This is a genomic window from Arthrobacter sp. 10T425 (assembly GCF_056393985.1).
Genome location: NZ_JBFTGZ010000003.1, coordinates 77,871 through 96,116 on the forward strand (window position 1 = coordinate 77,871; position 18,246 = coordinate 96,116).

19 protein-coding genes are annotated in these 18,246 nt (G+C 68.9%); 13 read left to right on the forward strand and 6 right to left on the reverse strand.

Annotation, left to right across the window (positions count from 1 at the left end; translation table 11 throughout):
• Positions 1 to 4: 4 nt before the first annotated feature.
• Positions 5 to 1,084 (reverse strand): bile acid:sodium symporter family protein, encoded by a 1,080-nt coding sequence (locus AC1DDH_RS04625; RefSeq protein WP_476954941.1) that lies wholly within the window; start codon positions 1,082 to 1,084, stop codon positions 5 to 7.
• A 242-nt stretch (positions 1,085 to 1,326) separates the two neighbouring features.
• On the opposite strand from AC1DDH_RS04625, the gene AC1DDH_RS04630 reads away from it, so the two are divergent.
• Together AC1DDH_RS04630 and AC1DDH_RS04635 are read left to right on the forward strand one after the other, a co-directional pair.
• Positions 1,327 to 2,847, forward strand: coding sequence for a SulP family inorganic anion transporter (locus AC1DDH_RS04630; RefSeq protein ID WP_476954942.1), 1,521 nt, complete (start codon positions 1,327 to 1,329; stop codon positions 2,845 to 2,847).
• Positions 2,848 to 2,973: 126 nt separating this feature from the next.
• On the forward strand, positions 2,974 to 3,258 hold the full coding sequence (locus AC1DDH_RS04635) for a DUF1540 domain-containing protein (RefSeq protein ID WP_028275954.1): 285 nt from the start codon (positions 2,974 to 2,976) through the stop codon (positions 3,256 to 3,258).
• A 171-nt stretch (positions 3,259 to 3,429) separates the two neighbouring features.
• On the opposite strand, the gene AC1DDH_RS04640 is transcribed toward AC1DDH_RS04635, so the two are convergent.
• Positions 3,430 to 4,536, reverse strand: coding sequence for a GTP pyrophosphokinase (locus AC1DDH_RS04640; RefSeq protein ID WP_223914734.1), 1,107 nt, complete (start codon positions 4,534 to 4,536; stop codon positions 3,430 to 3,432).
• A gap of 255 nt (positions 4,537 to 4,791) precedes the next feature.
• Between AC1DDH_RS04640 and AC1DDH_RS04645 the strand changes: the two genes are divergently transcribed.
• From AC1DDH_RS04645 to AC1DDH_RS04685, 9 genes are all read left to right on the forward strand, one after another.
• Positions 4,792 to 5,589 carry an alpha/beta hydrolase gene (locus AC1DDH_RS04645; RefSeq protein ID WP_223914733.1) on the forward strand — a complete coding sequence of 266 codons (798 nt, stop codon included), beginning with the start codon at positions 4,792 to 4,794 and terminating at the stop codon, positions 5,587 to 5,589.
• Positions 5,590 to 5,726: 137 nt separating this feature from the next.
• Positions 5,727 to 7,109, forward strand: a complete 1,383-nt coding sequence (nhaA, locus tag AC1DDH_RS04650; protein WP_476954943.1) for a Na+/H+ antiporter NhaA — start codon at positions 5,727 to 5,729, stop codon at positions 7,107 to 7,109.
• 140 nt (positions 7,110 to 7,249) lie between these two features.
• A complete protein-coding gene (locus tag AC1DDH_RS04655; RefSeq protein WP_028275958.1) occupies positions 7,250 to 7,552 on the forward strand; it encodes a rhodanese-like domain-containing protein in 303 nt (100 codons plus the stop codon).
• A gap of 30 nt (positions 7,553 to 7,582) precedes the next feature.
• Complete coding sequence (locus AC1DDH_RS04660; protein WP_476859534.1) at positions 7,583 to 8,944, forward strand: MBL fold metallo-hydrolase; 1,362 nt, start codon at positions 7,583 to 7,585, stop codon at positions 8,942 to 8,944.
• Between the two features lie 96 nt (positions 8,945 to 9,040).
• Complete coding sequence (locus AC1DDH_RS04665) at positions 9,041 to 9,994, forward strand: carbohydrate kinase family protein (RefSeq protein WP_230010142.1); 954 nt, start codon at positions 9,041 to 9,043, stop codon at positions 9,992 to 9,994.
• Positions 9,995 to 10,007: 13 nt separating this feature from the next.
• Positions 10,008 to 10,520 carry a YbhB/YbcL family Raf kinase inhibitor-like protein gene (locus AC1DDH_RS04670; protein ID WP_476954944.1) on the forward strand — a complete coding sequence of 171 codons (513 nt, stop codon included), beginning with the start codon at positions 10,008 to 10,010 and terminating at the stop codon, positions 10,518 to 10,520.
• Between the two features lie 146 nt (positions 10,521 to 10,666).
• Positions 10,667 to 11,485: an HAD family hydrolase gene (locus AC1DDH_RS04675; protein WP_476849937.1), complete on the forward strand. Its 819-nt coding sequence runs from the start codon at positions 10,667 to 10,669 to the stop codon at positions 11,483 to 11,485.
• A gap of 161 nt (positions 11,486 to 11,646) precedes the next feature.
• Positions 11,647 to 11,910, forward strand: a complete 264-nt coding sequence (locus AC1DDH_RS04680) for a hypothetical protein (RefSeq protein ID WP_476954945.1) — start codon at positions 11,647 to 11,649, stop codon at positions 11,908 to 11,910.
• A 107-nt stretch (positions 11,911 to 12,017) separates the two neighbouring features.
• Complete coding sequence (locus AC1DDH_RS04685; protein ID WP_476859532.1) at positions 12,018 to 12,860, forward strand: glycerophosphodiester phosphodiesterase family protein; 843 nt, start codon at positions 12,018 to 12,020, stop codon at positions 12,858 to 12,860.
• A 13-nt stretch (positions 12,861 to 12,873) separates the two neighbouring features.
• Here the strand turns inward: AC1DDH_RS04685 and AC1DDH_RS04690 are convergent, their stop codons facing one another.
• The gene (locus tag AC1DDH_RS04690) at positions 12,874 to 13,803 is read right to left on the reverse strand and encodes an NAD(P)H-hydrate dehydratase (protein ID WP_476849934.1); all 930 of its coding nucleotides are present in this window, start codon (positions 13,801 to 13,803) and stop codon (positions 12,874 to 12,876) included.
• A complete protein-coding gene (locus AC1DDH_RS04695) occupies positions 13,787 to 14,518 on the reverse strand; it encodes a histidine phosphatase family protein (RefSeq protein WP_476849933.1) in 732 nt (243 codons plus the stop codon). Before AC1DDH_RS04695 ends, AC1DDH_RS04690 begins: the two co-directional genes overlap by 17 nt.
• Before the next feature lie 183 nt (positions 14,519 to 14,701).
• Here AC1DDH_RS04695 and AC1DDH_RS04700 point away from each other — a divergent pair, with 183 nt between their 5' ends.
• On the forward strand, positions 14,702 to 15,826 hold the full coding sequence (locus tag AC1DDH_RS04700; protein ID WP_230008670.1) for a glycerate kinase: 1,125 nt from the start codon (positions 14,702 to 14,704) through the stop codon (positions 15,824 to 15,826).
• 37 nt (positions 15,827 to 15,863) lie between these two features.
• On the opposite strand, the gene AC1DDH_RS04705 is transcribed toward AC1DDH_RS04700, so the two are convergent.
• Positions 15,864 to 16,571: a DUF6766 family protein gene (locus tag AC1DDH_RS04705; protein ID WP_374208264.1), complete on the reverse strand. Its 708-nt coding sequence runs from the start codon at positions 16,569 to 16,571 to the stop codon at positions 15,864 to 15,866.
• Positions 16,568 to 17,068, reverse strand: coding sequence for a DUF6328 family protein (locus AC1DDH_RS04710; RefSeq protein WP_223914724.1), 501 nt, complete (start codon positions 17,066 to 17,068; stop codon positions 16,568 to 16,570). Before AC1DDH_RS04710 ends, AC1DDH_RS04705 begins: the two co-directional genes overlap by 4 nt.
• A 221-nt stretch (positions 17,069 to 17,289) precedes the next feature.
• Here AC1DDH_RS04710 and AC1DDH_RS04715 point away from each other — a divergent pair, with 221 nt between their 5' ends.
• Complete coding sequence (locus AC1DDH_RS04715; protein ID WP_476886768.1) at positions 17,290 to 18,207, forward strand: SDR family oxidoreductase; 918 nt, start codon at positions 17,290 to 17,292, stop codon at positions 18,205 to 18,207.
• The last annotated feature ends 39 nt before the right edge of the window (positions 18,208 to 18,246 follow it).

The following is an 18,246-nucleotide window of genomic DNA, read 5'->3' on the forward strand; positions in this document are numbered from 1 at the left end:
ACCCTTAGGCTTTCAGCGCGGCCTCCGGTGCCGTGTTCTGGGTTGCCGCGTTCTGCGCTGCGGTTTCCTGGGTTGCGGCCTCCCGGAGGGGACGGCGGGCCAGCCACGCGGCCACGATCGCGCCGGAGACGTTGTGCCACAGGGAGAAGACGGCAGACGGCAGCGCCGCCAGCGCGCCGAAGTGCGCGGTGGCGAGGGTGGCGGCCAGGCCGGAATTCTGCATCCCGACCTCGAAGGCGAGGGCCCTGCGCGCCTTGTCATCCAGGCGCCCCAGCTTGCCGGCCAGGTAGCCCAGACCCAGGCCGAAGCCGTTGTGCAGCACCACGGCGAGGAACACGATGCCGCCCGCGGCGACGATCTTGCTGGCGCTGCCGGCCACGACAATCGCGACGATCAGGGAAATCACGACGGCCGAGGCCCACGGCAGCGCGGGCAGGACCTTGGCCACGAGCTTCTTGAGGAAGAGGCGGGCCAGCAGTCCGGCGATGACCGGCAGGAGGACGGTCTTGACGATGTCCTGGACCATGCCCCCGGCGTCGATGTTCAGGTACGAGCCGGCCAGGAACAGCACCAGCAGCGGCGTCACGATCGGCGCGATCAGGGTGGACACGGAGGCGACGGCCACGGACAGGGCGACGTCGCCCTTGGCGAGGAACGCCATCACGTTGGAGGCGGTCCCCGACGGCGCGCAGCCCACCAGGATCAGGCCCACCGCAAGCTCCGGCTCGAGGTGAAGGCCGACGGCGATCAGCCAGCCGGCCCCCGGCATGATGACGTAGTGCGCCACAATTCCCAGGGCCACGGCCCAGGGCCGCTTGGCCACCGACGCGAAATCGGGCGGCGTCAGCGTCAGGCCCATGCAGAACATGATGATGCCCAGCAGGAAGGGCACGCTGGGGGCGAGGGGTTTGAACGCGCCGGGGAGCAGGAAACCGGCGAGCCCGGCCACCACCACAAGGACCGGGAAGACCGTCACCGCGATGCGGGCAACCTTTGCCTCGGCGGCGAGGGCGGGATTGGCCGGGACGTCGGCGACAGTGCCCGCGTCCCGGGCGGTATTCGAAGTTTTAGTTGCCTCAAGCATCCAAGAATGGTGCCACCGGCGTCCACGGGGTGGCCACTTCGTGACCACCTGTCGGACAAATATGTCAGATTTTTATGCCGCCGTGCGGGCAGGAGTCCGACGGGTAGGGTTCATTGCGTGGGTGAGCCCGAAAAGGCGAACTCCCCACCCCGGCGCGACGCAGCGCCCACCTTCCCTGAATTCTTCACATTCTTTGACATCTGGAGGCCGTTCGGCCTCCTTGACCACGAACGGAGCCAGCGATGGCCACCAGTATCGACGCGCAGGCCCCGGCCGCCACGCCCGCGCAACTGCAATCGGTCCGAGGCGCCTTGACGTCCCCGCGACGGCTCAAGACCGAGGTTTTGGGCGGCCTCGTGGTGGCACTGGCTCTGATTCCTGAGGCGATCGCCTTCTCGATCATCGCCGGCGTGGACCCGAGGATCGGGCTCTTCGCGTCCTTCACGATGGCAGTGACCATCGCCTTCGTCGGCGGCCGTCCGGCGATGATTTCTGCGGCCACCGGCGCCGTCGCCCTGGTGATCGCCCCACTAGTGAAGTCCCACGGACTGGATTACCTTGTGGCGGCGGTGATTCTGGCCGGCATTTTCCAGATCGTGCTGGGCCTCTCCGGCGTGGCGAAACTGATGCGGTTCATCCCCCGCCCGGTCATGGTGGGGTTTGTGAACGCCCTGGCCATCCTGATCTTTCTATCGCAGGTGCCCGAGCTGATCGGAGTGCCCTGGCTGGTCTACCCGCTCACCGCGCTGGGCCTGCTGATCGTCTTCGGCCTGCCCAGGCTCACCAAAGCCGTCCCCGCACCCCTCGTGGCCATTGTGGCCCTGACGCTCATCACGGTGACGGCCGCCGTCGTCGTTCCCACTGTGGGGGACAAGGGTGAACTGCCGGACTCGCTGCCCTCTTTGTCACTGCCCAACGTGCCGAACACGTTCGAAACGTTGCAGGTCATCTTCCCGTTCGCGCTGGCCATGGCCTTCGTGGGCCTGCTCGAATCCCTCATGACCGCGAAGCTCGTGGATGACATCACGGACACGCGTTCGGCCAAGACCCGCGAGGCCTGGGGGCAGGGCGTCGCGAACATTGTCACCGGCATTTTCGGCGGCATGGGCGGTTGCGCAATGATCGGCCAGACCATGATCAACGTCAAAGCTTCCGGCGCCCGGACCCGGATCTCCACCCTTCTGGCCGGCGTCTTCCTGCTCATCCTCGTGGTGGCACTCGGAGACATTGTGTCCCTCATCCCGATGGCCGCGCTCGTGGCCGTCATGATTTTCGTATCAGTTGCCACCTTTGACTGGCACAGCATCCGGCCCGCCACCCTCAAGGCCCTGCCCAAGAGCGAAACCGCCGTCATGGCGGCGACGGTGGTGGTCACCGTTGCCACGCACAACCTGGCAATCGGCGTCGGCGTCGGCGTACTCGTCGCGATGGTCCTGTTCGCCAGGCGGGTGGCCCACTTCGTCACCGTCGAGCGCACCGTGACGGAACACGACGGCGGCCGGGCCACGTATCGCGTGGACGGCGAGCTGTTCTTCGCCTCCGCGAATGACCTCTACACGCAGTTCGAGTACGCACTGGACCCCGAGCGCGTCGTCATCGACATGCGCGACTCCCACCTGTGGGACACCTCCACGATCGCCGCTTTGGATGCCATCACGGAGAAGTACCGGCAGCACGGCAAGAGCGTCGACGTCGTGGGCCTGAACCGGGCCAGCGCCCTGATGCGCGAACGCCTGGCCGGCAAGCTCGGCGCGGGGAACTGACGGGGCGGCGCGACCGGTCGGGCCGGTATTAGGTCACACGTTTGGGTCTTTTTGTTTGCCTTGGTGCGGCCTAGCGTGGATTTACGGCGCCGCCCGTCCGGGTGGCCGGAGCATGGAGGAAATCCAATGACGACGCACGTAGCCGACTGCAGCGTGAGCAATTGCTCCTTCAATGACCACTCCCACTGCAACGCGGCCGCCATTACCGTCGGCGGCGCCGCAGATCATGCCTCCTGCGCGACCTTCATAGACATCGGGGTGCACGGCGGGCTCCCCAAGGTGCTGGCCGACGTCGGCGCCTGCCAGCGTTCCGAGTGCACCCACAACGACCATCTGATGTGCAAGGCGCCCGAAGTTCATGTGGGTCCGGGCGTCGACAACGCCGACTGCCTCACCTACGCCCACACGTAGCCGCACCCGCCGTCCGCGTCCATCGAACATCCGCCCCGCTGGCGCTGAAATTCCCCACCTTTGGTCGCCGCACCCGGCGTGTCGGGCCGAACCGCCGGTGAGGACCGGCGTCGCTGGTTCAAAGGTGGGGAGAATCGGTGGTGGCAGAGGGCATCCGCTGAGGCAGGCGCGCTAGCCCTGGGTGAGCCGGTACCGTTCGATCTGCTTGAGCCGCCGCAGGAGGCTGTCGCGCCGGGGGTGCGGGACGGCGTCGGCCGGCTCGGCGGTGAGCTCGATGTGCTCGGTGCCGTACTGCCACAGCAGCAGGTCATCGAGGAGCCGGTCCGGGCCGGGGGAGTAGCGGTGGTCCAGGGCCTTGCGGACCTCGGTGATCCGGTTGGCGCTAAGCAGCCCGGCGAGCTGCATGGTCTGGTTGAGGCCGTGGGCGGCCATGAGCTCCGCGGCCCAGCCCCAGTCGTCGTCGACCTTCCGGTCCACGTGCGGCAGCAGGGTCCGCCAGACGTCGCGAATCCGGTTGGGCGTCAGCTGCGCGGCACCCTCACCGTCCATGTCCCAGTAGCCGCGGACCTCCTCGTAGCGTTCGTGCAGGTCCGAGAACGCGCTCTCCACGGTCTCCAGCATGGCGGCCGTCGCGGTGAACTGGCGGTCGAAGTGCGGGGTCCAGGCCCGCGGGTCCTCGGCCTTGAACCGGATGTCGTGCTCGATCTCGCTCCAGGCGTGGGCGAAGACGGTGCGGATCTGGCACTCGAAGAAGTAGCTGCCGTTCGGCGGGACGTCCGGGTTGAAGGCCAGCTGGTAGTCCTTGACGGCCTCGTTCTGGATGGTCCGCAGGATCAGGTGCCGGCTCGAGTAGCCGTATGTGCCGGACTCGATCGAGCCGATGTCCTTTTCCCGGTCCCCCCGGCAGTCAAAGAGCTGGCGCTGGCGCTTGATCAGATTCGCCACCACCGCGTTTTCCGCCGGCAGCTTCGTGATCACACGGATTCCCACCATGTCATTCAGGGTCCGGAACGGGTCCGGGAACTTCAGCACGGGTGGCCCGCCCGGCTCCAGCGGTTCCTCAATGCGGGAAATCTTCTCGCGGAAGGATTCAACGGTCTTGGTGCGTCCGGTGACGAACAACGGCGTGACTTCGGTGTCCTTGAGCATGGTCCGCAGCGTGAGCAGGACCTCCCGGGTGACCAGCTTCAGGGCAGGCCGGACCCGCTCGTACAACTCCACGTTCTCCTGCACGGAATCGCGCAGGCTCACGTCCAAACGGTCCCAGTTGCTCGCCATGGATCCAGCTTACGGCGCACCAACGACACCGGCCCGCAGGCTGGCAACGCCGGGCACGCCCGCAGGCAAGGGCGGCGCAGCAGGCATGGGAGGGGTCCGGCATGCGAGGGGTCCGGCCTGCGCTGGGCCGCTTGGTGCCCAAGGTAGGCTCAGCATATGGCTGAAATGCGGCGGCGGACTATGATCGCGGCCGCAGCGGCGGTGACTCTGGGGGCAGTCTCCGCCGCCTGTTCACCGGGCCCCAAGGAGGACGCTGTGAAGAGGCACAAGTACCAATATGGCGAGGACCCCAGCCAGTGGGGTGAGCTCTTCCTCCCGGATGTTGCCGCGCCCAAGGGCGTGGTGGTGGTGATCCATGGCGGGTACTGGCGTTCGCAGTACGGCGCAGAACTGGGGGAGCCCCTTGCCAAGGACCTCGCCGCGCACGGCATGGCGGCCTGGAACCTGGAGTACCGGCGGGCCGGCAACGGCGGAGGCTGGCCCAACACGTTCGCCGACGTCCTGGCCGGCATCGACAAGCTCGGTGAACTGGCCGACGAGCACGGGCTGGGACTGGACCGCGTGGTGGCCCTGGGCCACTCGGCAGGCGGCCACCTCGCCGTCTGGGCGGCGGGACGCCGCCGGCTCGCGGGGCTTGGTGCCCCGGACGCGGACCGCCAGCTGACGCGTCGGGGCGACGACGACGGCGCGGTGCAGCTCACCGGCGTCGTCAGCCAGTCGGGGGTACTTAACCTCGCGGCCGCCGAGCGGCTCAACCTCAGCAACGGCGCCGTCAGCAACTTCCTGGGCGGCTCATCGGAGAAATATCCCAAACGGCATAAATTTGCCGACCCCATGAGTGCGGTACCGCTGGGCGTGCCCGTATATGCCGTTCACGGCACGGAGGACGATACCGTGCCGGTGAGCCAGTCCGAGACCTACGCCGGCGCAGCCAAGGCCGCCGGCGCGCCGGTCCAGCTGCTCAAGGTCCCGGGCGACCACTTCGCGCTCATCGACCCAAAGGCACCCGCATACCGGAAATGCCGTGAACTCGTGCAGCAGCTGCTGGTCTGAAGTCCGCCCGGCGGCCGGGATGGGGGCCCCGGTGTCCCCGATGGCATCCCCTGGCCGGCGAAAGCGAATAGACTGGAGCGCAGGTGCGCCGGGAAGTCTGGTCGGCATAGTTCCGTCGACCCCATTTTGAGGACCCCATGAGCGCCCTGCCCCCTTCGCCGACACCCTCTTCACCAACACCGCCTCCTCCTTCGCCGCCCCGCCTCACCATTTTCGGCCGGGGCAGCTATGCCGAGGCCCTGCGGATCGGCAAGATCCTCCGCAAGGAAACCGTGGGCGGCGCCCTGCTGGTCGCCGCGGCGATGGTGGCCCTTATCTGGGCCAACTCACCGGCCTCGGAGAGTTACTTCGCACTGCGCGACTTCACCATCGGCTACGCGCCCTGGCATCTGGACCTGAGCCTGGGCGCCTGGGCCGCCGACGGACTGCTGGCCATCTTCTTCTTCCTGGTGGGGCTCGAACTCAAGCGCGAGTTCGTCGCCGGCGACCTGCGCGAACCGAGCAAATCCGTGGTTCCGGTGGCCGCCGCCGTTGGCGGTGTGGCCGTTCCGGCACTCATCTACGCGGCCATCAACCTCTCCGGTCCCGAAACGCTGCACGGCTGGGCCATTCCCACCGCCACCGACATCGCCTTCGCTGTCGCGGTGCTGGCGCTCATCGGTTCCCACCTGCCCAGTGCGCTGCGGATCTTCCTGCTGACCCTCGCCGTCGTCGACGACCTCCTGGCCATCGCCATCATCGCGATCTTCTACACCAGCGATCTCCACCCCGAGCCGTTCCTGCTGGCCCTGCTCCCGCTGGGCCTCTACACGTTCCTGGCGCACAAATACCGGCGGTTCTTCGGCACGCACGCAGCCGCAGCCTGGGTGATCCTGCTGCCGCTCGGCTTCGCGACGTGGGCCCTCGTGCACGCATCAGGCATCCACGCCACCGTGGCCGGGGTCCTGCTCGGATTTGCCATTCCCGTCAAACGTTCGAAGGCCAGCGGCGGCCCTGAAGCCGGCCCGGGCCTGGCGGAGATTTTCGAACACCGGTTCCGCCCCATCTCGGCCGGGATCGCCGTCCCGGTCTTCGCGTTCTTTTCCGCCGGGGTGGCCATAGGCGGCTGGCAGGGCCTCGGTGCCGCCCTGACGGACCCCGTGGCGGTGGGCATCATCGTGGCGCTGGTTGCCGGAAAGCCGGTGGGCATCCTCGGCACCACATGGCTCATCACCAAAGTCACGCGGGCCCGCCTGGACGGGTCCTTCAAGTGGATTGACGTCTTCGGCCTCGCCATCCTCGCCGGCATCGGTTTCACGGTCTCGCTGCTGCTTGCCGAGTTGAGCTTCGGCCAGGGCACTGCGCATGAAGACCACGCGAAGGTAGGGATCCTCGCGGCCTCACTGCTCGCCGCGCTCCTCGCCACCACGGTGCTCCGGACACGCAACCACCAGTACCGGCGTGCGGAGGAGGCGGAACAGGTCGACTCGGACCACGACGGCATCCCGGACGTCTACCAGCAGGACCGCCCCGCAGGCTAGGTTGGCAGGCCAGGCCGACGGGCTATATTTAGGGGTGTGGCGGGAGGGGCCGTCCGGAGGGTCAATGATACCCCAAGGGGTATCATGATTGAGCTGGAATACGCGCGCCGGGCCGTCTGGCGCCCGCGAAAGGAACAGGCATGAAGAGCATTTCCGTCAAGGACCTGGCCGCCCTGGGCGATGCCACCGAAATCGTCGATGTCCGCGAGGAAGACGAATACGTCGCCGTCCGCGTTCCCGGCGCCCGGAGCATCCCGCTCTCACGGTTCGTCCAGTCCCTCGCCGAGGTCCCGGCCAGCGGCACCGTCTACGTCATGTGCGCCGCCGGGGGCCGCAGTGCCCAGGCCGCCACCTACCTGGAGGACCAGGGATACGACGCCGTCAACGTAACCGGCGGGATCATGAAGTGGCAGGACGAGGGACACCCCGTCAACCGGGGCTGACCTTCAAGGGCTGACCGCACCGGAGGGACCATGGAAGTCATCGTCATCGAGACCCCGCAGCTCGGGGACCGCAGCTACCTGGTCCACGACGGCTCGGTGGCGCTGGCGATCGACCCGCAGCGCGACACGGACCGCATCGAGGCGGCCGCCCGTGACGCCGGGGTAGCCATCACGCACGTGGCCGAAACGCACATGCACAATGACTACATCACCGGCGGGCTGATCCTGGCCCGCGCCCACGGCGCCAGCTATCTCGTCAACGCCGCGGACGCCGTCGGGTTCGAGCGCACTCCCATCACGGACGGCCAAACGGTCCGCGTGGGCTCGCTTACGGTCAAGGCGGTCGCCACGCCGGGGCACACGCATACCCACCTGTCGTTCATCGTGGACGACGGCGGGAAGCAGGCCGTCTTCTCGGGCGGCAGCCTCCTGTATGGCTCGGTGGGCCGCACGGACCTTGTCGCCGAGGCGGACACCGTTGGCTTGACCCACGACCAGTACGCCTCGGTCCGTCGCCTCGCCGCCGAGGCCGGCCCTGACGCGGCGCTGTTCCCGACCCACGGATTCGGCTCGTTCTGCTCCTCCGGACCCGCCAGCGGTGCCCGGTCCTCCACCATCGGCGAGCAGCTTGCCGCCAACCACGCCCTGACGGACCCCGATGAGGACCACTTCGTCCGCCAGCTCATCGCCAACCTCACGGACCACCCCTCCTACTACGCGCACATGAGCCCGGCCAATGTCCGGGGCCCGGGCCCTGCCGAGCTGGCCGTTCCGGCATCGCTCGATGCCGCCGAACTCACCCGGCGCCTGGACGGCGGCGAGTGGGTGGTGGACCTGCGCCGGCGCGTGGCGTTCGCCAACAGCCACCTCAAGGGCAGCGTCAGTTTTGAGTATGGCTCCGGCTCCAGTTTCACCACCTATCTCGGCTGGGTGCTGCCGTGGCGCGAACCGCTGACCCTGGTGGGCTCGCGGGAAGACGTTGAGAACGCCATCCGCGACCTCTCCCGGATCGGCATCGAATCCCCCGACGCCGCGCTCGGTTCCGAGCCGCACGCCCTCGCCCCGCAGGCCGGCCTCGCCTCCTACCCGCGCGTGGGCTGGGACGGCATGCTCGCCGGCCGGGCGCCTGAGGACACCGTTCTGGACGTGCGCCGGGCCGACGAATTCGCCGCCGCCCGCGTGGTGGGCGCGGTCAACGTGCCGCTGCACGAGCTGTTGCTGCGCCTCGGGGACATTCCCGCCGGGAAACTTTGGGTGCACTGCGGCTCCGGGTACCGTGCCGGGGTCGCCGCCAGCCTCCTGCAACGGGCAGGCCGGGACGTGGTCCACATCGACGCCAGGTTTGCCCATGCCGCGTCCGCGGGGATCGCGCTGGACACCACCGCAGCCTGAGCGCCGGCAGTGACGCCGGCAGTGGCGCCGGCAGGGCGGAAGCGGGTGGGGGCGCAACACACGGCACCGGAGCGCATTCTCTGGCAGAGTATGGTCATGCTCACAGTTATTGGCGAGGGGCTGGTTGATGTTGTCCAGCGGTCCTCCGGCGTCCAGGCCCATGTCGGCGGCAGCCCCCTCAACGTGGCGGTGGGGCTGGCGCGGCTGGACCATCCGGTCCAGTTCATCGGCCGCTACGGCCGCGATGCGTATGGCGAGGCCCTGGCCGCGCACCTGAAGTCGAGCTCCGTGCTGCTCCCGCTGGGACCCGACGAGCTGCCCACCAGTGTGGCCTCCGCCCTGATCGACGACGCCGGCGCCGCCACGTACACGTTCGACCTCGCCTGGGAGCTTCCCGGCGTCGCGGCGCGACTGCCGTTCCTGCTCCAGGGAACCACGCTGCTGCACACCGGTTCGATCGCCACCATGCTGGCGCCGGGCGCCGCCGACGTGTTTGCCGCCGTCGAGCGCGCCCACCCGTCCGCCACCATCAGCTTCGACCCCAATTGCCGTCCCAGCATCATCCCGGACGTGGACTACGCCCGCGGGCAGGCCGAAAAGTTTGTGCGCCTCGCCGACGTTGTGAAGGCCTCCGACGAGGACCTCGAATGGCTCTACCCGGGCGTGGACCCGCTGGACTCGGCCCGCCGCTGGCAGGCGTTGGGCGGTTCCGAAGGGCCGGCAATGGTGGTGGTGACCCGCGGCAGCAAGGGGCCCTGGGGCATCAACGCCGCCGGTGAGGCGCAGTTCCCGGCCCCTGAGATCAACGTCGCGGACACAGTCGGCGCCGGGGATTCCTTCATGGCCGCGCTCCTGTCCGGCGTGGTGGATCTGGGCCTGGACGGGGCACAAAACCGCAAGGGCCTGCGCGAACTCTCCGCCGAAAGCCTCCGCGATGTCCTCGCCCATGCCTCCCGGGCAGCGGCGGTCACCGTGTCCCGCGCCGGCGCGAACCCGCCCACGCGCGCGGAACTGGCACGGATGGAAATGGGGGCCCAGCCCCTGCAGTGAGTGAAAGGCAGCCATGACACGGCACGATGTTCCGGTGTTCCCCGTCCGCAGTGAATCCTACGCGGAGGGCCAGACGCTCCCGGCCGCCCAACGCAGCGGCAAAATGCGCGCCGGCGGCCAGGACGAATCCCCGCAGCTGAGCTGGAGCGGCGCCCCGGCCGGCACCAAGGGCTACGCGGTGACGATGTTCGACCCCGACGCCCCGGGGCGCGGCGGCTTCTGGCACTGGGCCGTGCTGGACATCCCCGCCGACGTCACGTCGTTGCCGGCAGGAGCGGGCGCCGAGGGCGGCAGGCTCCTTCCCGCGGGCGCCATCCAGTTGAAGAACGACGCCGGATTCCATGGCTACCTGGGCGCCGCACCGCCCCCCGGACACGGGCCGCACCGGTACGTCATCACCGTCCACGCGCTCGACATCGCACCGTCCGGACTCAACGAGCACACCGCTCCGGGCAGCCTGGAGGCGAAGCTGGCGCAGCACACCCTGGGCCGGGGCACGCTGACCGGCATCTTCGAACGTCACTGAGCCCGCCGCCGCCTGTCGCCCCTGTCGCCGAGTTCGCCGGAACCTCCCCAGTTCGCCGTGATTGTCCGGCGAACCCGACGCGGTCCGGCGAACTCGGCGAATGCGGCCGCGAGGGCCTGCCGTCCCGGCGCACGTAGACTGGCACTATGCGGCTGGTAGCAAGTGACATTGACGGAACGATCCTCGGCCATGACGGCAAAATCAGCGACCGGACCGTCCGCGCGTTCCACGCCTGCCGCGACGCCGGGCTGGAACTGGTGTTCGTCACCGGACGGCCGCCGCGCTGGCTCCACCCCCTGCAGGACCAGTTGGGGCATACCGGAACGGTCATCTGCTCCAACGGCGCCGTCGTGTGGGACCTCGAGGCCGACCGCCTGCTCTCGGCGCGGACACTGGACCTCGACGCCATGTTCGAGGCCCGCCGCATCATCAAGCGGCTGCGTCCGTCCGCGCTGTTTGCCGCCGAAACCCTGACCGGCTTCCATCTGGAACCGGGCTTTATCGAAAACGGCTCGAGCGAACTGCTCGCGGAATTCACCCCGGCCCCGCTTCACACCACCCTCACGGAGGCGGACGCCGTGGCGAAGTTCCTGGCCATTGTCCGCGAAGGCACCGCCGATGAGTTCCTGGCCGAGGTGACGCCCGCCGTCGCCCATCTGGCCGCCGCGACGCACTCGGCGCCGAACATGGCCCTCCTCGAGCTGTCCCTGCCAGGCGTGAACAAGGCCGTGGCCCTGGCTGAATATGCGTCGTCCCTCGGCATCGGCGCCGCGGACGTGGTGGCATTCGGGGACATGCCCAACGACATCGAGATGCTTCGCTGGGCCGGGCACGGCTACGCGATGGCCAGCGGCCACCCGGAAGCGATCCGGGCCGCCGGCCGGCAGGCCCCGCACTTCGACGACGACGGCGTCGCCCAGATCCTCGAGTCAAAGCTCGCCGAACTCGGCGTCCGGCTGCCCTAAAACCCCGCCCAGGTCCCCACGCCCGCCCCGGACCAGGTCCCCCCACCGGTCGCCCGGTTCCCGGCGGACACCGGATTCCCAGCTCGCGGTCAACTGGCGTTCACCTTGGCCTCCTAGGCTGGAAGCTCGCGACGAAACGTTTGACCGAGAATGGGGACATCATGGCCAGGCACCGACTCAACAACACGGACGAACAACCCCTGCACCCGGTGGAACCGGACCGGCACTGGAGGCAGCTGCGCCAGGGCGACCGCGTCAGCGTCCGGCTCGCCCCGGGCCTTGAGACCGGCGGGCTTGTGGACGCCGTGACGGCTGACCACAGCGTGGTCTGGGTCGACCTCGACGGCGGCCGCGGCCGCACGCTGCTGCACTGCAGCGACGGCGTCGAAATCCGCCAGCAGGCTCCTGACAGCCCGTCCCACTGAGGCCCACTGAGGCCCGCTGACCCGGCCCCCGCTGACCCGGCCCGCCAGTACCGGCCCCCAAGCCCCGGTCGAATCCCGGTCCCGGCAGACCAAGGTACGCTTCAGGAGTGACTGACCTGCACCCCTACTTTGCCCCTCGCGGGGATCGCGACGGCGGCCCGGAGGGCGCCGCCACCCCGGCCCCGGGCGGTTCCCGGGCGCCGCTGGCGCTGGCCCACCGGGGCTTCTCACTGGACGGGCTGGAGAACTCGATGGCCGCGTTCCGCGCCGCCGTCGACCTCGGGTTCCGGCATCTGGAGACGGACGTGCACACCACGGCCGACGGCGTGTTGGTGCTCTTCCACGACAAGACCCTGGACCGGATCACGGAGGGCCGAGGCCAAATCGCTGACCTTCCCGCCTCAACCGTGGCCCGGGCCAGGATCGGCGGGACCGAACCGATCCCGCGGTTCGATGAGTTGATCGCTGCCTTCCCGGACGTCCGGCTCAATATCGACGTCAAGGACTGGAACTCCGTGGGCACCCTGGCCTCGGCGATCGAACGCCACGGACTGCACGACCGCGTGCTGGTGGCCAGTTTCTCGGACCGGCGGCGCCGGGCAGTGCTGAAGCAGCTGAGCCGTCCCGCCGCGAGCTCGGCCGGCATCGTGTCCAACGCCGTGTTCGTCCTGCTGGGCCCCGTGCTGCCGACGCCGCTGATGTCCGCCGTGGTGCGCCGGGCACTGCGCGGAGTCCACGCCCTGCAGGTCCCCGTCCGCTACGGCGCCGTGCCTGTGGTGACGCCGGGCTTCATCCGGCGGGCACACCGGCACGGGCTGCAGGTCCACGTCTGGACAATCAACGAGCCCGCGGAAATGCACCGGTTGCTTGACCTTGGCGTCGACGGGATTGTCACGGACCGCGCGGACCTGCTCAAATCGGTCCTCCAGGAGCGCGGGACCTGGTCCTGAAGGGTCGCTCCGCTCAGGCGGAGAGTTCCATCATGAGTGGCGGCAATTCGTCGGTGAGCTCCCGGGCGAGATAGCCCAGGCCGCCCAGCCGGCTGGCAAGGCGGTCTCCGGCCGCAGCATGCAGATGCGTTCCCCAGCAGGCGGCCTGCGCGTTGCCCGTTCCCCTGGCGCGGAGGCCGGTGATGGCGCCGGAGAGGACATCCCCGCTGCCCGAGGTGCCCAGCCCGCTGTGCCCTGTGGTGATCTCCCAGAGGCCGGCCCCGGACGTGGCAGCCCTGCCGGTGCTGCGGGGTTCTGCGATGGCCCCCTGACACGTGACCACGGCCCCGTATTTGTCGGCAACCTCAGGGAGCTGGCGGTGCAGGTCCTCGACCTCCCGCCCGAGCAGGATGCCCGCCTCCGTGACGTTCGGGGTCAGGATCAGCCGGCCGGCCCACGGCGCCAGTTCGGCTTCGAGCTCCGGGACGCTGGCCAGGGCAAAAGCATCCAGGACAATGCACGGCGGGCTGCCCGGGGTGGCCTGAAGGAGTTCGCGCAGCAGCGCCGTGGTCTGGTCCTTGTCGTCCAGGCCCGGCCCCACCAGGACGGCGTCGGCGGTTTCCAGCTCGGCGGCCAGGGACCCGGCGGCGGAACCGACCACGGTCCCGGCCGTCGTTTCCGGCAAGCCAAGGACGCCGGCTTCGGGCAGGGCGATGGCGAGCGGCACCGCCACGGACTCCGCCACGGCCAGGGTCAGCCGGCCAGCGCCCGCGCGGAGGGCGGCGACGCCGGCGAGCAACGCCGCTCCGGGCGTCTTGCGCGCGCCGCCGATCACCAGCACGGAGCCGCGGTCATCCTTTCCGGAGCCGCCGTCGGGGAGCGGCCAGGCCCGCAGCAAAGCAGGGGTGACGGCCTCGGCCTGGGGGCGGCGTTTCGCTTGCCGGGAGTTAGCGGGGGTGGACATCGGCGTCTCCCGAGTGCTGGGTTACCGGGACACCTTCGCTCGTGAGGTGGTCGGCCATATTGAACCCCTCCAGCTGCCATTCCCCCCGGCCGCCGGGCCGGATGAAGCGGCTGACGGAGGCGTTGAGGATGGTGGACGCGGCCGCGATGTCCAGCAGCTGCTCCTCCGAGAGCCCCTCCAGGATGTAGCGGATGAGCAGGATCACGGCATCGTGGCAGACCAACAGGACGCCCCCGCCCGGATGCCTGGTGTCGAGGTCGGCGAGCAGCGAGCGAAGCCGCAGCACGACGTCCGCCCAGGACTCGCCGCCCGGGGGCCGGTAGTAGAACTTGCCGAGCCACCGCCGCCGGCCGGCCTCCTCCGGGAGGCGGGCTTCCACCCCGGCCGAAGTGAGCATGTCCAGGATGCCGAGCTCACGGTCGCGCAACCGCTCATCGATCAGGATAGATGTTTGCCAGCCGCCGGTCTGGACGGCGAGTTCCGCGGTCTGGCGTGCGCGCAGGTAGGGCGAGGACCAGACTGGCGTGCGCCGGCCGTCCGGGTAGTCCGCGAGGAGTCTGCCCAGGGCCAGCGCCTGCTCCCGTCCCGTGTCCGACAATCCGACGTCCGCGTCCCGGGCCGGGACGTCAATGACATGCGCGCCGGCCTGCTGAGCCAGCGTGGCGGCAACGTTGCCCTGGCTTTCACCGTGCCGCACGAGCAGTAACTCGCTCACGCCCGGAACGCCGTGTCCATAGTGGCTCACCGTTCCCCCTATCCGTTGCTTTCCAACGTCGTCCTCTGCCGGGCGGGCCCGGGCTGGAATATGTGTGGCAGAAAGGTTACTCCCGGTGGCGCGGATTTGTCCCTGCACCGAGGCGAGCAACATCCGGGGCCGCCGGGCTGGCAGGATAGAGCCATGCGCATCCTCATCGCCCCGGACAAGTTCAAGGGCTCCCTCACCGCCGTCGAAGCCGCCGCGGCCATTGCCGAAGGCGCCCTGCGCGTCTACCCCGAGGCCGACGCCATCCAGTTTCCGGTGGCCGACGGCGGCGAAGGGACCCTCGAGGCGGCCGTCGCGGCCGGCTATGAGGAACGGCTCAACGCGGTCGTCGGCCCGATCCTGGCCCCGATCGGTGCCGCGTGGGCCATCCGGGCGGATGCTTTCGGCGGGGCCACCGCGGTGATTGAAACGGCGCAGGCCTCAGGGCTGGCGCACATGGAGCCCACACCGGCCAACGCGCTGCGCGCCCACAGCTACGGCTGCGGCCAGCTGATCGCCGCCGCACTGGACGCCGGTGCCACGGAAATCGTGCTGGGCGTGGGCGGTTCGGCCATGAGCGACGGCGGCAGCGGGGCCCTCCGCGCCCTCGGACTCAAGCCGTTGGACGCCGCCGGCAACGTGGTGCCGCTCGGCGGAGGGTCGCTTGCCGACGTCGCGTCCGTGGACGTCAGCGGCCTCGACCCGCGGCTGGCCGGGGTGAAGTTCCGGATCGCCGTCGACGTCCAAAACCCGCTGTTCGGCAGTGACGGCGCGGCACACGTGTTCGGACCGCAAAAAGGCGCCGACGCCGATGCGGTGGAACTGCTCGACGCCGGCCTGCGCAACTGGGCTTCGGTCCTGCGCCAGAGTACCGGCCGGGACGTCAACGTGCCCGGCGCCGGGGCGGCCGGCGGGTTCCCGGCGTCGTTCCTGGCCTTCAGCACGGCCGCCCTGGAAGGCGGCTTCGAGCTGGTGGCCGGCCTCACCGGGCTGGACGCGAAACTCGCGGTGGCTGATTTGGTCATCACCGGGGAAGGCTCCATGGACAGCCAATCGCTGACAGGCAAGGCGCCGATCGCCCTCGCCGATGCCGCCCAGGCCCTCGGCATTCCGGTGGTCGTGGTGGCCGGCCGGATCCTCGTCACCCCGGAGGATCTTGCCCGCCACGGCGTGGTGGCCGCGGCGCAGCTGCTGGACGTCGCCGGCAGCCCCCAGGACGCAGTAGCAAACGCCGCAAAGTACCTTACCTGGGTCACCAGCCAGGTCCTCGAAGGCGCCTGACGCGCCTTCCTGACGCCCGTGCCGGCCGGCCTGCCGTCTAGGCGCCGGTCTCGTAGTGCGGTTCGGCCACGGGTTTGGACTCGGGGGAGCCCTTCTCGCGCAGGTATACCGAGGCGCCCACCAGGACCGCCACGGCGAGGAACTCGCTTTGCCAGTTCTGGAAGGACTCGAACCAGAATCGGCTCGTCGCCAGATAGCCCAGCACCGTCACGGTGGGCTGGCCGTGCGCCTGCTGGTCACTGTTGTAGTCCTCCGCGCCGCCAACCGCGTGCAGGGCGATCGACGCCAGGAACAGCAGGAGGAACATGAGCGAAAGTGAGTGTTCGTAGAGCTTGAGGACCCAGCCGCCGCGCCGCACGGGCCACGGCGTGGACTCCTTGAGCTTTGCCTGCCGGGGGTCCTCGTCCTGCGGGGCGGTCCGGCCCAGCGGCTTGGACTCGGAGGACCCCTTCTGGAACAGGAAGACGGTGAGGATGACGTACATGCCCATCTGCAGGAATTCCGACTCCCAGTTCTCGAAAGTCGCCTCCAGGAAGTTCCCGGTGCCAAGGTACTGCAGGACGGTCACGGCAGGTTCGCCGTGGGCCTGCTGCTCGTCGCTGTAGGTGCTTGCCCCGCTCAGGACCATGCCGACGAAAAACACGACGAACAGCCCGATATTGGCCAGAAGCAGTCCATGTTCCTTGACCCACTTGCCCATGGTTCCCGCGCCCGCGGTGTGGCGCTCATGTGAAACGTCTGTCATAGCGACTCCTCTTTGCGGGCCCGTCGACGGATCCAGGCAGGGACAAGTACCAGCAGCAGCACCAGCACGGCGAGCAGCCCGACGCCGGCGATCACGCCCGCCGTCCGGCCTACGGTGACATCGAAGATGAGTGAGGTGGTGCCCACGCTCAGCAGCCCCACCCCGGTCAACGAAAACCTGACGATGATGTCCGCGCTGCTCACGAGGGCCTGCTTCAGCCCTTGCCGGAACAGCCGGCGGTGCACGCTCACGGGCAGCAGGATCGTGGCCGTGGTCAGGGCGGCCAGGACGACGTTGGCGAGATACAGGCGGGTCTGGTAGTCATCGAGCGTCTCGAAGCGCGACTGGAACGGCAGCGTCAGGAGAAAGCCGGCGAGAATCTGGACGCCGGTCTGGAGTACGCGCAGTTCCTGCAGCAGTTCGACCCAGTTGCGGTCCATCCGCTCGGCAAGGGACTCGTCCCTGCCGTCGTTCTTCGGCGCTACTGGGCCAGTCATCGGTACTCCTCCGCAAATCCTGAAACCAAGGGAACCCGACGCAGCACGCGGCCCCACCCTCAACCTAGGCTTGAGAGTTGCCAAAAACAAGTTGGTACTAAGCTTGCTGACGATATTGTGGTTAGGTAGAAACTGATTACTTCGCCGGGATGGATTCAGCGGGCCCCGGCCACACGGGACCGATGAACATCCCTGGAAACCGACACGTAGTTAGGCGGATTATGAGCGACTCAAGCGAACGGCAGGATCAGCCCAAGCAGCCCGAACAGCCGCGCGATCCGCGCGCCGGCTACCATTCCGGCCCGTTCCCGGAACAGGTCCAGAAGCAGCCCGGCCTCACCGCGCCCATGGAGCCCAAGCCGGACCACGGCGAGGAAAGCTACCGCGGCAGCGGTGCCCTGAGCGGCAAGGCTGCCCTGATCACGGGCGGCGACTCCGGGATCGGCAGGGCGGTGGCGATCGCCTTCGCCCGTGAGGGGGCCGACGTCGCCATCTCCTACCTGCCGGAGGAAGAGGACGACGCGCAGGACACCGCCGAGTGGATCCGAAAGGCCGGCCGCAAGGCCCTGCTGCTCCCCGGCGACGGCCGCAGCGAGGACTTCGCGGCGGACATCGTGAAGGCGACGCTGGCCGAATTCGGGCGCCTCGACGTCCTGGTGCTCAACGCGGCCTACCAGAAGAACCGCGAGAGCTTCGAATCACTGCCCACCGAAGAGTTTGATCGAGTTTTCAAAACCAATCTGTACTCCCTGCTCTGGACGGCCCGTGCCGCGGTCCCGCATCTGGAAGCGGGTGCGTCGATCATCACCACTGCGTCAATCCAGGCCTTCAACCCGTCCCCGGAACTCATTGACTACGCCATGACCAAGGCGGCCCAGGTGGCTTTCACCAAAGCCCTGGCCCAGGAGCTCGGACCCAAGGGGATCAGGGTCAACGCCGTGGCCCCGGGTCCCATCTGGACACCGCTGATTCCGGCCACCGAATGGCCCGACAAGCTCCTGTCCTTCGGCCAGGACACGCCCCTGCAGCGGGCGGGGCAGCCGGCGGAGCTCGCGGCCGCCTATGTCCTTCTCGCCTCCGACCACGGTTCCTATATTTCCGGAGCCGTGCTTCCGGTCACCGGAGGCAAGGGTCTCTGAACCCGCTCTGAACCCGCTCCGGACCCGTCCACTGCCAGC

Excerpts from the sequence above, each read along its gene's own strand:
- AC1DDH_RS04705 (WP_374208264.1), bottom strand. The coding sequence starts at position 16,571 with ATGACAGACGTTTCACATGAGCGCCACACCGCGGGCGCGGGAACCATG.
- AC1DDH_RS04640 (WP_223914734.1), bottom strand. The coding sequence starts at position 4,536 with ATGGCGAGCAACTGGGACCGTTTGGACGTGAGCCTGCGCGATTCCGTG.
- AC1DDH_RS04630 (WP_476954942.1), top strand. The coding sequence starts at position 1,327 with ATGGCCACCAGTATCGACGCGCAGGCCCCGGCCGCCACGCCCGCGCAA.
- AC1DDH_RS04635 (WP_028275954.1), top strand. The coding sequence starts at position 2,974 with ATGACGACGCACGTAGCCGACTGCAGCGTGAGCAATTGCTCCTTCAAT.
- AC1DDH_RS04675 (WP_476849937.1), top strand. The coding sequence starts at position 10,667 with ATGCGGCTGGTAGCAAGTGACATTGACGGAACGATCCTCGGCCATGAC.
- AC1DDH_RS04625 (WP_476954941.1), bottom strand. The coding sequence starts at position 1,084 with ATGCTTGAGGCAACTAAAACTTCGAATACCGCCCGGGACGCGGGCACT.
- AC1DDH_RS04700 (WP_230008670.1), top strand. The coding sequence starts at position 14,702 with ATGCGCATCCTCATCGCCCCGGACAAGTTCAAGGGCTCCCTCACCGCC.
- AC1DDH_RS04680 (WP_476954945.1), top strand. The coding sequence starts at position 11,647 with ATGGCCAGGCACCGACTCAACAACACGGACGAACAACCCCTGCACCCG.
- AC1DDH_RS04660 (WP_476859534.1), top strand. The coding sequence starts at position 7,583 with ATGGAAGTCATCGTCATCGAGACCCCGCAGCTCGGGGACCGCAGCTAC.
- AC1DDH_RS04690 (WP_476849934.1), bottom strand. The coding sequence starts at position 13,803 with ATGTCCACCCCCGCTAACTCCCGGCAAGCGAAACGCCGCCCCCAGGCC.
- AC1DDH_RS04715 (WP_476886768.1), top strand. The coding sequence starts at position 17,290 with ATGAGCGACTCAAGCGAACGGCAGGATCAGCCCAAGCAGCCCGAACAG.
- nhaA (WP_476954943.1), top strand. The coding sequence starts at position 5,727 with ATGAGCGCCCTGCCCCCTTCGCCGACACCCTCTTCACCAACACCGCCT.
- AC1DDH_RS04710 (WP_223914724.1), bottom strand. The coding sequence starts at position 17,068 with ATGACTGGCCCAGTAGCGCCGAAGAACGACGGCAGGGACGAGTCCCTT.
- AC1DDH_RS04655 (WP_028275958.1), top strand. The coding sequence starts at position 7,250 with ATGAAGAGCATTTCCGTCAAGGACCTGGCCGCCCTGGGCGATGCCACC.
- AC1DDH_RS04670 (WP_476954944.1), top strand. The coding sequence starts at position 10,008 with ATGACACGGCACGATGTTCCGGTGTTCCCCGTCCGCAGTGAATCCTAC.
- AC1DDH_RS04665 (WP_230010142.1), top strand. The coding sequence starts at position 9,041 with ATGCTCACAGTTATTGGCGAGGGGCTGGTTGATGTTGTCCAGCGGTCC.